This is a genomic window from Paenibacillus sp. B01 (genome assembly GCF_009649995.1).
GTDB lineage: Bacteria > Bacillota > Bacilli > Paenibacillales > Paenibacillaceae > Paenibacillus_O > Paenibacillus_O pasadenensis.
In genome coordinates this window covers 105,332-120,000 of record NZ_CP045802.1, presented here as the reverse complement: position 1 = coordinate 120,000, position 14,669 = coordinate 105,332, and the positions used below count along the sequence as shown (strand labels likewise).

Genomic DNA, 14,669 nt, shown 5'->3' with positions numbered 1-14,669 from the left:
CATAGGCCTCGTACAGCTCGATCATCGTGAACTCCGGGTTATGGCGCGTGCTCATGCCTTCATTGCGGTAGACGCGGCCGATCTCGTAGACCTTCTCCAGTCCGCCGACGATGAGGCGCTTCAGATGCAGCTCGATCGCGATCCGCATGTACAGCTGCATGTCGAGCGCGTTGTGATGCGTGATGAACGGACGGGCCGCCGCGCCGCCTGCGATGGCATGGAGCGTCGGCGTCTCCACCTCCAGATAGCCGAGCGAGTCGAGATAGCGGCGCATCGACTGGATGATGCGGGAGCGCTGGATGAACGTCTGCTGGACGTCCGGATTCGTAATCAGGTCGACATAGCGCTGGCGATAGCGCTGCTCCACGTCCTTGAGGCCGTGGAACTTGTCCGGCAGAGGAAGCAGCGACTTGCTGAGCACGGTCACTTCCGCGGCCTTGACGGAAATCTCGCCCGTCTTGGTCTTGAACACGGTGCCGCTGACGCCCACGATGTCGCCGATGTCGAGCAGGTCGAACGCCTGGTACTGAGTCGCCTCGACCGTATCCTGGCGCACGTAGATCTGGATGCGTCCGGTCAAGTCCTGGATATGGGCAAATGCCGCCTTGCCCATGCCGCGCTTCTGCATGATGCGGCCCGCCAAGCTCACCTGAATCGCCTTCTCCTCCAGCTCCTCCTTGCTCAGATCGCCGTAGGCGGAGGCGATTCCGCCCGCGGTCGCGCTGCGCTCGAACTTCGCGCCGAACGGATCGACCCCCAGATCGCGCAGCTCGTCGAGCTTCGCGCGCCGAATGCGCAGCAGCTCGCTGAGGTCCTGCTCCTGTGTTTCCACCGTGCCGTTTTCCTGATTCAATTCCATTCATCTCCTTGTCGTTGCCCTTATCCATAAAAAAGCTCCCTAACATTTAGGAAGCTTGTGCTTGCCGATCGGTTGTAGGAGCCGCTTATTTCTTGATGTCTACGATACGGTACTGAATGGCGCCAGCAGGAACGCTTACTTCCACGGTCGTACCCTTCTTCTTGCCGAGAATCGCCCTGCCGAGCGGGCTCTCGTTGGAGATCTTGTTCTGAAGCGGATCGGACTCGGCCGTGCCGACGATCGTGTACTCCATCGTGTCGCCGAGCTCCAGGTCCTCGACCGTCACGATCGAGCCGACGCTCACCGTGTCGACGCCGATATCCTCATTGTTGATGATGCGCGCGTTGCGAAGCATCTTTTCCAGCGTAATAATGCGGCCTTCAATGAAAGCTTGCTCGTTTTTGGCATCTTCATACTCGGAGTTCTCGCTGATATCGCCATATCCAATCGCGACTTTGATCCGCTCGGCCACTTCACGGCGTTTGACCGATTTGAGATTCTCCAGTTCCTCTTCAAGCCTCTTGAGTCCGTCCTGAGTCAGAATCACTTCTTTGTCGCTCATTGCCGATTCTCCTGTCGTGGCGTATTTGCTTGGCACCCTGCTGATGGATCACGCAGATCATGAAAGAGGTAGCCGGGCCGCAAACGCGCGCCGGACGGCCCCAAGAACAGTCGGTGCAGGATTATATTGCAAGATTATATGCAATTGCTCCCGGCGTGTCAATGCGAGCGCATGGCGTCCTTGCCCTGCGCCTGTCCAAGCAAAAAGCACCCGTGGCGCCTCTGAAGCTCGGAGGACTGGCGGATGCCGGAACGGACTCCGAGTCCGAAGCGGCGGCGCTAGACCGCCGCCGACGCTTCTTCCTGACGGAGAGATTCGATATAGCTCTCGAGGATCCGGACCATGACGTCCCGGCTCGTTTCTTCCATGATGTGGTCCTTGATGCGGGCCGCGCCCTTGAGACCCTTGAGGTACCAGGCCAGATGCTTGCGCATCTCGCGGACGGCGACCGCTTCGCCCTTGAGCGCAATGAGCCTGTCCATATGAAGAATGGCGATCTCCATCTTCTCCTGGGCGTTGGGCTCTGGAAGCAGCTCGTCATGCGTGAGGTAATGGATCGTACGATACAGCATCCACGGGTTGCCGAGCGCCGCGCGTCCGATCATGACGCCGTCGCAGCCGGTCTCGGCGATCATGCGCTTGGCATCCTCCGGCGAGTTCACGTCGCCGTTGCCGATGACCGGGATGCCGACCGCTTCCTTGACCTGGCGGATATAGCTCCAGTCCGCATGTCCGGTGTAGAGCTGCTCGCGCGTCCGGCCGTGAACGCTGACCGCCTTGCCGCCTGCACGCTCGACCGCGAGCGCGTTGTCCACGACGAAGATATGCTCGCTGTCCCAGCCGATGCGCATCTTGACCGTGACCGGCTTCTGGACGGCGTCGACGACGGCGCTGACCATGTCGTAGATCTTGTTCGGATCGAGCAGCCAGCGCGCGCCGGCGTCGCATTTGGTCACTTTAGGGACCGGGCAGCCCATGTTGATGTCGATGATGTCGGCGTTGGTCTCCTTGTCGACGACTTTGGCCGCTTGCACGAGCGAGTCGCGGTCGCCTCCGAAAATCTGCAGGCTGAGCGGCTTTTCGCGCTCATCCACGAACAGCATCTCGCGCGTGCGCTTGTTGCCGTGCACGATCGCCTTGTCGCTCACCATCTCCGCGCAGACGAGCCCGGTTCCGAACTCCTTGGCGATCAGGCGGAACGCCGGATTGCAGACGCCGGCCATCGGCGCGAGCACGACATTGTTCTTCATTTGGATATCGCCTATCTTAAGCATGTTGCCTACCTCTTTTCTATCGCAGACCGCCGCTGGCCGCGGCCGTCAACTCTTCATAATCGATGCCGAGCGTGTCGGCGATGCGCGCCAGCAGCTTCGGCTCCGGCCTGCGCGTGCCGCGCTCGAGCGAGCCGAGCACGGCGACCGAGACGTCCAGCTTGTCGGCGAGCTCCTGCTGCGTGTAGCCTTTCAGCTTCCGGAAGGCGCGGACCCGCTGCGCCAGTTGATCGTGTTCCATCGGGCAATGCCTTCCTTTCCTTCCCGTAATGCCGCCTCGGCCATCGCCTCGGCCCGTTCCAGAAGGGGATGATCCTTCTCCAGCACGTCCGCCAGCGGCGTCATCACGAACGCCCGCTCCAGCATCCGCGGATGGGGAAGCTCGAGCTCCGGCGTATCGATGCGGGCATCGGCGTGCAGCAGCAGGTCGAGGTCGATGACGCGCGGGCCGTTGCGGAACTCCCGCACCCGTCCGAGCGCCAGCTCCAGCTCCAGCATCCGCCGCAGCAGCGCCAGCGGATCGAGCGTCGTCGACAGGCGGGCCGCCATGTTGAGAAACGCCGGCTGATCGGCATATCCGACCGGGTCGGTCTCGTAGGCGCAGGAGACGTCGGCGACGGAAATGCCGTCCGAGGCGTCGAGCAGCTGCAGCGCGCGCGCCAGCATCCCGCTGCGGTCTCCGAGATTGGAGCCGAGCGCGATGTAGGCGGAGCAAGCCGCTGCGCGCGGAGCTTCGGCGGCCGGCCCGCTAGGCGGGAACGATTTGTCCATGCTCATCCCGCTTTCGGACCAGTTCGACGACGACTCCGTCGAAGAAGATCTCGAACGGAGGATTAGGCTTGGTGACGCGAACGGTCAATTCGTTAATGCCAGTATAAGTGTCCAGCAGCACCGTTGCAATACGCCCGGCCAGCGCCTCGATCAGCTTGAACGGCGGCCCTTCCACGATCTGCTTGGTCCGCGCATGCAGCTCGGCGTAGTTGATCGAGTGCTCCAGCTCGTCGGTGCGGGCGGCCATTTCCAGGTCCAGCTTGAGGCTGAGATCGACGCGGAACTGCTGGCCGAGCTTGTTCTCCTCCGGGAAAACGCCGTGATAGCCGTAGAAGCGCATGCCAGTAAGTGTCATTGTATCCATTCGATTACCGTCCCATCCTTTCGTAGACCATGGCGTCCATCATTGCGGCCGTGCGCTTGATCGCGCCGACATCATGCACGCGCACGATCTGGCAGCCTTGGGCGATGCCGAGCGCGACCGTCGCCGCCGTGCCTTCGGCAAGCTCGTCCACAGGCAGGCCGAGCGTATCGCGGATGAACCGCTTGCGCGACGTGCCGAGCAGCACCGGATAGCCGAGCTCCGACAGCTCCGACAGCCGGCCCATAAGCTCGAGGTTGTCTTCATGCGTCTTGGCGAAGCCGATGCCCGGATCGAGCCAGATGTCCCGCTCCCGCACGCCTGCGGCCAGCGCGATCTCCACGCTGCGCTGCAGATCGGCGATGACGTCCGGCACCAGGTCGCGGTAGTCGCGCGCCGCGCGGTTGTGGCTGAGGATGACCGGACAGCCGAACTCGGCCGCCACCCGCGCCATTTCGGGATCGTCGCGCAGCCCCCAGATGTCGTTGATGATATGGGCGCCGGCCTCGAGCGCGGCGCGCGCCGTCGCCGGCTTGTACGTATCGATCGAGAGGGGCAGCTCCGGCAGCTCCGTCCGCAGGCGCCGGATGAGCGGCACGACGCGGCGGATCTCCTCCTCAAGCGGCACCGGCGTGAAGCCCGGCCGCGTCGACTCGCCGCCGACGTCGATTAGGTCCGCGCCTTGCTCCGCCATGAGCCGGGCATGCTCCAGCGCCGCGTCTCCCTCGTGATGCCGGCCGCCGTCCGAGAACGAATCCGGCGTCGCGTTGAGGATGCCCATGACGAGCGTCCGCCTCCCGACGGCAAGCTTCGTCCCGTCCGCCCATTCGTAGCTTCGTTCGGGAACGGCATGCTCCGGTTGTCTTCTATACATAGGCTTGCCTCCTCGCCGCCGACGGCGGCTTCATTTGCAGCTCTTTCAGGTGTCCGCAGAGGGCCGCGAGCCGGCGTCCTCCTGATACTGCGCCAGCAGCTCGCGGACGACCGGACCGGCGGCGCGGCCGGCGCGCGGATGTGCGGGCTCTCCGTCCAATCCGGCCAGCGTCGTGACCGGCACGAGCTCCTGCACCGAGTTCGTCGTCCACACCTCGTCGGCTTCCAGCAGCTCCTCCCAGCTCCAGCGTCCCTCGCGGACGGGATGACCGGCGGCTTGCGCCAGCTCGAGCACCCGCTCCCGCGTGATGCCGGACAGGATGCCCGTGTCGAGCGAGGGCGTGCGGACTTCGCCGTCTGCGACAAAAAACAGATTGCTGACGATTCCTTCCGCGAGCCGGCCGTCCGCGGTCAGCATCAGGCCCTCGGCTCCCGGAGCCGCGTCCGTATCCGCCAGCTCCCGCTTGGCGGCGATGCAATTCATATAATGAAGCGACTTCAGCCGCGTGGCGAGCTCCGGCGTATTGCGCGGAGTCCGCAGCAGGCGCAGCTCCCGGCCCCGCTCGTACAAGCCGGGAGCCGCCGCCGGCAGCGGCTTGACCATGACGAGCTCCTGCGGCTCCTCGTAATCTCCCGCCGGCAGGCCGAGGCCGCCGTCTCCGGCGGAGACGGTCAGCCGCACGTACGCGTCGCCTGACAGCCCGTTCGCCTCCGCCGTCCGGCGGATCAGCGCCTCCAGCCGTTCCGCGTCCGGCTCGTACCGGATGCGCAGCTCCCGGCAGCCTTCGGCGAGCCGCCGCAGATGCCGCTCCAGCAAATACGGCCTGCCGCCGTAGGTGCGGAACGTCTCGAACAGGCCCATGCCATACAAAAAGCCGTGGTCGAATGCCGAGATGCGGGCATCTCCGGCGCTCACCACGGCTCCGTTATAGGCGATCTTCATTTCGAAGCCGGGGCCTTTTCCGCCAGGAAGCTGCGCAGCATGGAGAGGCCGTTCTCGGTGATGATCGACTCGGGATGGAACTGCACGCCCTCCACCGGGTAGCGCTTGTGGCGCAGTCCCATGATCTCTCCCTCGGCCGTCTCGGCCGTAATCTCCAGCTCGTCCGGCAGCGTCTCGCGGCGCACGATGAGGGAGTGGTAGCGGGTCGCCGTGAACGGGGACGGCAGGCCTTGGAACACGCCCCGGCCCGTATGGTGGATCGGAGAGGTCTTGCCGTGCATGAGCCGCTCCGCGCGCACGACCTCGCCGCCGAACGCCTGTCCGATCGCCTGATGGCCGAGGCAGACGCCCAGGATCGGAATCTCGCCCTTGAAGCGCTCGATCAGCGCGAGGCTGATGCCCGCCTCGTTGGGAGAGCACGGCCCCGGAGAGATGAGGATGTGGTCCGGAGCGAGCTCGGCGATCTCGTCCAGCGTGATCTCGTCATTGCGCTTGACGAGGATGTCTTGCTTGAGCTCTCCCAGATACTGCACCAGATTGTACGTAAAGGAGTCGTAGTTGTCGATGACCAGGATCATGCGTCCATCCCCCTGTCGATTGATGCCGAGCCGTGCAGCCCGGCGTAGTGGAAGGCGCGCCAGAGCGCCCTTGCCTTGCTGATCGATTCGCGGTATTCCCGCTCGGGATCGGAATCGATCACGATGCCGGCGCCCGCCTGGATGTGCGCGACGCGGTCCTTGACCGCCATCGTGCGGATAATAATATTAAATTCCATATCCCCGCTATAGTCAATCCAGCCCATCGAGCCCGTATACGGCCCCCGGCGCACCGGCTCGAGCTCCTCGATGATCTCCATCGTGCGGATTTTGGGCGCTCCGGTGATCGTGCCCCCGGGGAAGACGGCGCGCATGACGTCGAACGCGTCCCGGCCCGGCATGAGCTCCCCGTTCACCTGCGAGACGAGATGCATCACATGCGAGTAGCGCTCCACGACCATCAGCTCCTCGACCCGCACGGTGCCATAGCGGGACACCCGGCCGAGATCGTTGCGCTCCAGGTCGACCAGCATGATATGCTCGGCCGTTTCCTTTTCGTTCGTGCGCAGCTCGAGCTCCAGCTCGGCGTCCTCCTCCGGCGTGCGGCCGCGGCGGCGGGTGCCGGCGATCGGCCGCGTGTACAGCTTCCCGTCCGCGAGCTCGACGAGCAGCTCCGGCGAGGCGGAGACGAGCTGGAATTCCGGCGTCCGCAGCAGGCCCATGTACGGCGAAGGATTGATGAGGCGCAGCCATTCGTACAGCTCCTCCGGCGAGGCTTCCATGGCTTTTTGCTGCCGCAGCGAAAGGTTCACCTGGAACACGTCGCCTGCCGCGATGTAGCGCTGGATGGCGCGCACGGCGTCCTTGTACCGCTCGCGGGGAAAAGGACTGGTCGCATCCGCGGGAACGTCCGGGAACGGAAGCTCGCCGCCCGCTTCCGTCCGCTCCAGCAGCTCCCGGCGGGAGCCGGCATGATGCAGCGAAGCCGGCGACGAAGCCCAGGCGGCCCATTGCTCCAGCAGCTCGAGCGCGCGGGCGGCAGCCGCGTCGTAGGCTGATCTGAGGGCCGCCTCGCCAGCGGCGGCCTCCGAGCCTTCGCCCGCCAGGGCGGCCAGGGGAGCCTGCACGGCGGCGTAGACGCAGCGCTGCTCGCGGTCATGGATCCACAGCTCGTCCAGCTGCAGGAACAGCGCCTCGGGCAGCTCCAGGTCATCGGCCGCCAGCTCCGGCAGCCGCTCGATGGCGCGCGCCACGTCGTAGCTCCAGTAGCCGGCGATGCCGCCCGCGAACTTCGGACCGCCCGGCAGGCGCGGCGCCTTGCGCCCGTCCATCCAGCGGCGCACCGCCTCGAGCGGATCGGCGGCGATGGCCTGCGACGGCTCGTAGCCGCCGGCAGCGCGGCGCGTCCATACCTGCGCCTCGCCGCCCTTGGCCCGCAGCACGGCCGCCGGTTGCCGGCCCAGATACGTATAGCGGCCCGTCTTGCCGCTTTCGAGCAGGATCGAATACGGCTCCTGCTCGTGCCATGCCGGCTCCCATGAAGCCGGCAGCGCTTCTCCGTACGGCAGGTCCATTCGCGCCAGCACCGGCAGCGACGCGTAGCTCGTTCCGTCTCGCAGCCATTCCTGCCACTGCTCCCATGAGATGCAGATGTTCCCCTTCATTCGTTGCGCCTACCTCGCCTTCCGTGCTCGCTCTCTGTCTATCGCCTGATCGTATCGTGTCGTCGGTGCAAAATCAACCCCTTTGGCTAAAGGCCATGCAGGCCGGAAACCGATTGCCCGAAACCGTTGCCCGCTTCGCAGACGGGAACTCGTTCCGATCTCCCTGGATCATGCCGAAACCGTTGCCCGCTTCGCGGACGGGAACTCGTTCCGATCTCCCTGGAGCCCAGATTCCTGTGAATGTATTCTCCCAGAAAGGAAGGAATCCGGCCTCCAAGGGAACCGCTGCCGCTTCTCCACGAGCCCCCGTCCGCTTCGCTCTTCGGTTTAAACTATTGCCTATGGGCTGGCTTCCAGAAGGATCGGAGAAAGGCTCGGCTTGCGCAGCGAAATGGCTTGTCTGCAGGACGTCTTCTTTTCAATGAAAAAACCGCCGGTCCCCTCCCGAAGGAAAGGCCGGCGGCCGGAAATGAAGGATTAGTTCTCGAAGTTGAACAGCGCGGTGCTCAGGTAGCGCTCGCCGTTGGAAGGAACGACCGCGATGACGCGCTTGCCCGGTCCGAGCTTGGCTGCGACCTGCAGCGCGGCGGAGATGGCGGCGCCGGAGCTGATGCCGACGAGCAGGCCCTCTTCCTTGGCGGCGCGGCGAGCGTAGTCGAACGCTTCTTCATTTTCGACGGTGATGACTTCGTCGTAGATGTCGCGGTTCAGGATATCCGGGATGAAGTTGGCGCCGATGCCCTGGATCTTGTGGCCGCCCGGCTTGCCGCCCGACAGCAGCGGAGATGCCGAAGGCTCGACCGCGACGATCTTGATGTCCGGGAAGCTCTGGCGGAGCACTTCGCCGGTGCCGCTGATCGTGCCGCCCGTGCCGATGCCGGCGACGAACGCATCGAGCTTGCCGTCCAGCGAGTTGATCGCTTCCACGATCTCAGGTCCTGTCGTCTCGCGGTGAATTTTGACGTTCGCCGGGTTTTTGAACTGCTGCGGCAGGAAGTAGTCCTCGTTCTCGGCCGCGAGCTGCTCGGCCTTCTTGACCGCGCCGTTCATGCCCTCGGCTCCCGGCGTCAGCACGAGCTCCGCGCCATAGGCGCGCAGCAGGTTGCGCCGCTCAAGGCTCATCGTCTCCGGCATGACGAGGACGGCGCGATAGCCCTTGGCCGCTGCGACCATGGCCAGGCCGATGCCCGTGTTGCCGCTCGTCGGCTCGACGATCGTCGAGACGCCCGGCTTGATCAGGCCTTGCTCCTCGGCGACGTTGATCATGCTGATTGCGATGCGGTCCTTGACGCTGGATCCCGGATTCTGATACTCAAGCTTCACATATACTTCCGCGCTGCCTTCCGGCACCAAGCGGTTCAAACGGACAAGCGGAGTATCTCCGATCAGTTCGGTCACATTCTGCACAATTCTGGCCATCGTCCAACTGCCTCCTCATCTATATCCCGACTAAAATAGTAGGTTATTAGCTGTTTCTATCTTAACAAGGCCTTTCGGCCCTTGTCAAGCCTGCGATGAAGAGACCTTGGGCCAATGTAAAAGTCTAACGCAAAACCGCTATCCGCTGGCCGATGGGGCCGGCTGCGGGGAGGCGTCGGCGCCCGTCCGAGCGCCGTATTGACGCAGCAGCCGCTGCTCGCCTTCCTTCAGCGAGCCCGCCTCGTCGAGAGCGATGAGGCGCCGCACCTTGGAGCGCAGCACCTGCTCGTCCAGCGCCGGCGGCGACTCGCGCTCCAGCAGCTGCACGAGGGCGAATCCGCCCTCCACCTCCGCCGGCCCGCCGAGCTCGCCCTCCGCCAGCTCCGCCGCCGCGGCCGCCGCGCCCGGATCGAGGAACGGGTCGCCTTCCTCGACGACGCCGAGATCGCCGCCGAGCTCCGCCGTCGCTTCGTCGAGCGAGTGCCGGCGGGCCAGCTCGGCGAAATCCTCGCCGGCCTCCAGCCGGCCGAGCAGCGCCTCGGCTTCCGCGCGGGAAGCGCTGACGATCCAGCGCAGATGGGCGCGCGGAGCCGGCCGCAGCTCCGATTCATGCTCCTGCAAGTACGTGTCGACCCGGTCGTCGCTGACGGCGATGTCCTGGGTCATCCATTTCTCCATCAGGAGGCGGTACATCGCTTCCTCATATACCTCGTCCCGGTCCAGGCCGAACTGGCTCTCCATCTCGCGGTAGAAGCCCTCTTCGTCGCCGTAGCCTTCCATCTGCGCCTGCAGCTCCGCCTCGATCTCGGCTTCCGTCACGGCCAGGCCGGCCTTGGCGCTCTCCTGATCGAGCGCGGAGCGGATCATCATCGTCTGCAGCACGCTCTCCCCGTACTGATCGCGCAGCCGCGCCGCCAGCTCCGACTCCGCGATCACATCGCTGCCGACGACAGCGGCCGTACCGTCGCCTCCGTCCTCTCCGTTCTCCCCGACCTGCGCTCCGACAGGCACGAGGACCGGCTCGCCGCGCAGCTGCCCCGCCAGCACGAACGCGGCCAGCACGATCATGCAGGCCGCCTGAAGGCCGATGATTGTTTTCAACGCCTTGTCTCTGCCCATGCTCCGCTTCCCTCTATTTCCCGCTTTCCGAAGTCGCTTCCTGCAGCAGCCTCTCCAGCTTGGTGCGATCGAACACATACGCTTCATTGCAGAAATGACACTGAACCTCCGCCTCGCCGTCCTCCTCGATCAGCTGGCGCAGCTCGGCCTCGCCGAGGCTGACGAGCGTCTGCTCCACGCGCTCCTCGCTGCACGGGCAGGCAAAGCCGACCGGCAGCGTCTCATGCACCGTCAGCTCGTCGCCGACGACCCAGCGCAAAATCTCTTCCGGCGTCTCGCCCTGGTCCAGCAGCGCCGTCACATGCGGCAGATGGCCGAGCGCATGCTCGAGACGGGTGATCTCCGCGTCGCTGAGGCCCGGCAGCAGCTGGATGATGAAGCCGCCGGCATGCAGCACGCTGCCGTCCACGTCCACGAGCACGCCGACGCCGACCGCCGAGGGCGTCTGCTCCGAGGAGGCGAAGTAATAGGTGAAATCCTCGCCGAGCTCCCCCGAGATGATCGGCACGCTGCCGCGGTACGGCTCCTTGAGCCCGAGATCCTTGGTCACATGCACATAGCCGGTCGTGCCGACGACGCCGGCGACATCCAGCTTGCCCTGCGCGTTCGGAGGCAGATGCGCCTGCGGGTTGTCGACGTAGCCGCGCACTTCGCCGCGGGCGTTGGCGTCGACGACGATCGCGCCGATCGGTCCGTCGCCCTTGACCTGCAGCGTCAGCTTCTCCTCGCCTTTGAGCATGATGCCCATCATCGCGCCGACGGCCGCCGTGCGGCCGAGCGCGGCCGATGCGGTCGGAAGCGTGCCGTGGCGGCGCTGCAGCTCGCGCGTCAGCTCCGTCGTGCGCGCGGCGAAGACGCGAATCTTGCCGCCCCACGCCGTCCCGCGCACCAGATAGTCCTTCGTCGTGTCGCTCATGCGATCCCTCCTGTCCGGATTCGTCCCGGTAAAATGAATCGGCGCCCCGTCCAAGCCGGACAGGGGCGTCGATGGATGAAGTCAGTCCTGATTGCGCTCGTAGATGAGGCGCAGCCCCTCGAGCGTCAGCAAATGGTCGACCCGCTCGATCGTCTCCGACTCCGCGGCGATCAGATCGGCGAGCCCGCCGGTTGCGACGACGCGGGGATGGTTGTCGAACTCCTTGCAGATGCGCCGCACGATGCCGTCGACCTGGCCCGCATAGCCGAAAATGATGCCCGCCTGCATCGAGGTGACCGGATTGCGGCCGATGACGCTGCGCGGCTTGACGAGCTCGATGCGCGGCAGCTTCGCCGCCTTTTGGTACAGCGCCTCGGTCGAGATGCCGATGCCGGGGACGATCGCTCCGCCAAGGTACGCTCCGCTCTCGTCGATGTAGTCGAACGTCGTCGCCGTACCGAAGTCGACGACGATGAGCGGGGCGCCGTACTTCTCGATGCCGGCGACGGAATTGACGATGCGGTCGGCGCCGACCTCGCGCGGATTCTCGTAGCGGATGTTCAGCCCGGTCTTGATGCCGGGGCCGATGACGAGCGGCGCATGCTTGAGATAGGTCGTGGACAGCTGCTCCAGCGTCCGCATGAGCGGCGGCACGACCGACGAGACGACGACGCCGCGGATCTCGTCCAGCGAGATGCCCGCATAGTGGAACAGGTTGTACACCATCATTCCGTATTCGTCGCTCGTCGCCGAGCGGTTCGTGCTCATCCGCCAGTGATGGAGCAGCTCGCTGCCGCGATAGATGCCGAGCACGATGTTCGTGTTGCCTACGTCAATGACGACGATCACCGCTTACGCCCTCCCTTTTTTGCCGCCGAGGTCGAGGCTGATGTCGAGCGAGCGGAACGAGTAGGTGAGCCCGCCGACGGAAATGACGTCCACGCCCGTCTCCGCGATGCCTCGCACCGTCTCCAGCGAGACCCCGCCGGACGCCTCGACGATGACATGAGGGGCGCGGCCGCGAATAAGGGCGACCGCCTCGCGCATGAGCTCCGGCTCCATATTGTCGAGCATGATGATGTCCGCTCCGCTGTCGAGCGCCTGGCCGACCTCGCCCAGCGATTCGGTCTCGACCTCAATCTTCATCGTATGGGGGATGGCCGCGCGCGCGGCCGCTACGGCCGCCCCGATGCCTCCGGCTCCCTTGATATGGTTGTCCTTGATCATGACGGCGTCGTACAGGCCGAACCGGTGGTTCGAGCCGCCCCCGACGCGCACCGCGTACTTCTCCAGGCGGCGATGGCCCGGCGTCGTCTTGCGCGTGTCGACGAGGCGCGCCGGAAGGCCGCCGAGCGCATCGACGAACTGCCTCGTCTTCGTCGCGACGCCGGACAGCCGCTGCATCAGGTTGAGCGCCAGGCGCTCACCCGTCAGGATGCTGTGCGTGCGGCCCGAGACCTCGGCGATGACCGTGCCCTTGGCTACGGCATCGCCGTCGCTTACGAGCGCGGTGAAGACGAGCTCCGGATCGACGACGCCGAACACCGCCTGCGCGACCGGCAGTCCGGCGACGATGCCGTCTTCCTTGACGTGGATGACAGCCTTCATCACGCTGTCCGCCGGAATCGTCGAGCGCGTCGTGATGTCGCCGGTGCCGATGTCCTCGGCCAGCCAGGCGCGGATGCTCTCGCGCAGTCCCGTATCGTATCCTTCCAAGCCGAGTCCGTGCTCAGCGGATCGCTGCATCATCGATCTTCTCCTCCGTCTGGCCCTGCACTCGATGCAGCACCGTATGCTTGCGCCAACGCCCGTCGTCCCGCTGCGGGAAGTCCACGCGGTAGTGCGCGCCGCGGCTTTCCTCGCGCGCCGCGGCGGATTCCGCCGTCAGCAAGGCGTTCGTCAGCAGATTGGCAAATTCGAAATCTTCGCGCTTCGTCATCTCCGTCGTGAAAAACGGCAGCTGCCGCTTCAGCTCGCCCAGTCCTTTGGCGAGACTGTCCGCGCTGCGGCGCAGGCCGATATAGCGGACCATCACCTTCTGCAGCTTGAGCCGCTTCTCGACGACGGCCTGCCGCGACACGGCGTCATGGCCCGCGCGCTCCTCGCGCACGCGAACCTCGCCCTCCAGCGGAGGCAGCTCGTGGATGCGGTGGATGATGCGGCGGCCGAACACGATCGCCTCGGACAGCGAGTTGCTGGCCAGCCGGTTCGCGCCGTGCACGCCGGTCGAAGACACCTCGCCGCAGGCGAACAGGCGGCGGATGTTCGTTTCCCCGTTCAGATCGGTGCGTACGCCGCCCATCGTATAATGCGCGGCCGGAGCGACCGGGATCCAGTCCGTCGTCAGGTCGAGCCCGTACTGCAGGCAGGTCTCGTAGATCGTCGGGAAGCGGTGGCGCACCATCTCCTCGGATTCATGCGTGACGTCGAGATAGACAAATGTCGCGCCGGTCTGCTCCAGCTCGCTGACGATCGCGTTGGCGACGACGTCGCGCGGCGCGAGCTCCAGCTGCGGGTGGTACCGCTCCATGAAGCGCTCTCCGTGGATGTTGCGCAGCACCGCTCCCTCGCCGCGCACCGCCTCGGAGATGAGGAAGCGCGGCGCGCCCGGATAACAGAGCGTCGTCGGGTGGAACTGGATGAACTCCATGTCCCGGATGTAGGCGCCGGCCCGGTAGGCCATCGCCACGCCGTCGCCGGTCGCCACCTCGGGATTGGTCGTATAGCGGTACATCTGCCCGGTGCCGCCGGTGCAAAGGATCGTCGCCTTGCCGCGCACGAACACCCGGCTTCCGTCCGGCTTCTGCACGAGCGCGCCGCAGCATTCGCCGTCCCGCGTGATGAGGTCGATCGCGAAATGGTCGTCCCATACCTCGATGTCCTCGTTCGCCAGCGCGCGCTCGGACAGCGCGCGCACGATCTCGTAGCCGGTCGCGTCGCCGTTGGCGTGCAGGATGCGGCGCTGGCTGTGCGCGCCTTCCTTGGTCAGGGCGAACTCGCCGTTCTCGCGGTCGAACTGCGTGCCCATGTTGATGAGCGTGCGGATGCCCTTCGGCCCTTCATGGACGAGCACCCCGACGGCGTCCTCGTCGCATAGCCCGGCTCCGGCGACGAGCGTATCCTGAAGATGGAACTCCGGCTTGTCCTCGTCGGAGATGACGGCCGCGATGCCGCCCTGGGCGTAGCGGGTATTGCTGTCGAGGAGCGATTTTTTGGTGATCATGAGCACCGAGCCGCGCTCGCTCGCCCGCAGGGCGGTGAAAAGGCCGGCGATGCCGGCCCCGATGACGATGACGTCCTTCTCGACGACAGGCAGGGCGTCCAGGTCGAGCTCCACCAGATATCTAGGAATCATAGGTCGGTTCTCCTCCGAAC

At 65.3% G+C, this 14,669-nt stretch carries 16 protein-coding genes (1 of these 16 cut by a window edge); all 16 read right to left on the bottom strand.

Annotated elements, in window-relative coordinates; all coding sequences use genetic code 11:
* Positions 1-853 carry the 5' portion of a lysine--tRNA ligase gene (gene lysS / locus GE073_RS00525; protein ID WP_416362081.1) on the bottom strand. 659 nt of this gene lie to the left of the window's left edge, so only the first 853 of its 1,512 coding nucleotides appear in the window; it begins with the start codon at positions 851-853; its stop codon lies beyond the left edge, outside the window.
* A 91-nt stretch (positions 854-944) separates the two neighbouring features.
* The gene (gene greA, locus GE073_RS00520; RefSeq protein WP_028598315.1) at positions 945-1,421 is read right to left on the bottom strand and encodes a transcription elongation factor GreA; all 477 of its coding nucleotides are present in this window, start codon (positions 1,419-1,421) and stop codon (positions 945-947) included.
* A gap of 278 nt (positions 1,422-1,699) precedes the next feature.
* Positions 1,700-2,695 (bottom strand): tRNA dihydrouridine synthase DusB, encoded by a 996-nt coding sequence (dusB, locus tag GE073_RS00515; protein ID WP_028598314.1) that lies wholly within the window; start codon positions 2,693-2,695, stop codon positions 1,700-1,702.
* Positions 2,696-2,711: 16 nt separating this feature from the next.
* A complete protein-coding gene (locus GE073_RS00510; RefSeq protein WP_028598313.1) occupies positions 2,712-2,933 on the bottom strand; it encodes a helix-turn-helix domain-containing protein in 222 nt (73 codons plus the stop codon).
* Entirely contained in the window at positions 2,885-3,463 is a 579-nt protein-coding gene (gene folK, locus GE073_RS00505) for a 2-amino-4-hydroxy-6-hydroxymethyldihydropteridine diphosphokinase (RefSeq protein WP_028598312.1), read from the bottom strand. Before folK ends, GE073_RS00510 begins: the two co-directional genes overlap by 49 nt.
* Positions 3,441-3,827 carry a dihydroneopterin aldolase gene (gene folB, locus GE073_RS00500; protein WP_028598311.1) on the bottom strand — a complete coding sequence of 129 codons (387 nt, stop codon included), beginning with the start codon at positions 3,825-3,827 and terminating at the stop codon, positions 3,441-3,443. Before folB ends, folK begins: the two co-directional genes overlap by 23 nt.
* A gap of 4 nt (positions 3,828-3,831) precedes the next feature.
* Positions 3,832-4,698, bottom strand: coding sequence for a dihydropteroate synthase (gene folP, locus GE073_RS00495; RefSeq protein WP_028598310.1), 867 nt, complete (start codon positions 4,696-4,698; stop codon positions 3,832-3,834).
* A gap of 45 nt (positions 4,699-4,743) precedes the next feature.
* Entirely contained in the window at positions 4,744-5,640 is an 897-nt protein-coding gene (locus GE073_RS00490; RefSeq protein WP_153782536.1) for an aminotransferase class IV, read from the bottom strand.
* Positions 5,637-6,218: an aminodeoxychorismate/anthranilate synthase component II gene (pabA, locus tag GE073_RS00485; protein WP_153782535.1), complete on the bottom strand. Its 582-nt coding sequence runs from the start codon at positions 6,216-6,218 to the stop codon at positions 5,637-5,639. Before pabA ends, GE073_RS00490 begins: the two co-directional genes overlap by 4 nt.
* On the bottom strand, positions 6,215-7,840 hold the full coding sequence (locus GE073_RS00480) for an anthranilate synthase component I family protein (RefSeq protein ID WP_228551217.1): 1,626 nt from the start codon (positions 7,838-7,840) through the stop codon (positions 6,215-6,217). Before GE073_RS00480 ends, pabA begins: the two co-directional genes overlap by 4 nt.
* Before the next feature lie 477 nt (positions 7,841-8,317).
* Positions 8,318-9,259, bottom strand: a complete 942-nt coding sequence (gene cysK, locus GE073_RS00475; RefSeq protein ID WP_028598307.1) for a cysteine synthase A — start codon at positions 9,257-9,259, stop codon at positions 8,318-8,320.
* Positions 9,260-9,397: 138 nt separating this feature from the next.
* Positions 9,398-10,378, bottom strand: a complete 981-nt coding sequence (locus GE073_RS00470) for a peptidylprolyl isomerase (protein ID WP_194843229.1) — start codon at positions 10,376-10,378, stop codon at positions 9,398-9,400.
* Positions 10,379-10,391: 13 nt separating this feature from the next.
* Positions 10,392-11,294: an Hsp33 family molecular chaperone HslO gene (gene hslO, locus GE073_RS00465; protein ID WP_153782533.1), complete on the bottom strand. Its 903-nt coding sequence runs from the start codon at positions 11,292-11,294 to the stop codon at positions 10,392-10,394.
* Positions 11,295-11,375: 81 nt separating this feature from the next.
* Entirely contained in the window at positions 11,376-12,143 is a 768-nt protein-coding gene (locus GE073_RS00460; protein ID WP_153782532.1) for a type III pantothenate kinase, read from the bottom strand.
* Between the two features lie 3 nt (positions 12,144-12,146).
* Positions 12,147-13,043: a carboxylating nicotinate-nucleotide diphosphorylase gene (gene nadC, locus GE073_RS00455; RefSeq protein WP_228551216.1), complete on the bottom strand. Its 897-nt coding sequence runs from the start codon at positions 13,041-13,043 to the stop codon at positions 12,147-12,149.
* A complete protein-coding gene (gene nadB, locus GE073_RS00450; protein ID WP_028598303.1) occupies positions 13,024-14,649 on the bottom strand; it encodes an L-aspartate oxidase in 1,626 nt (541 codons plus the stop codon). The genes nadC and nadB overlap by 20 nt, the downstream gene beginning before the upstream one ends.
* Positions 14,650-14,669 lie beyond the last annotated feature (20 nt).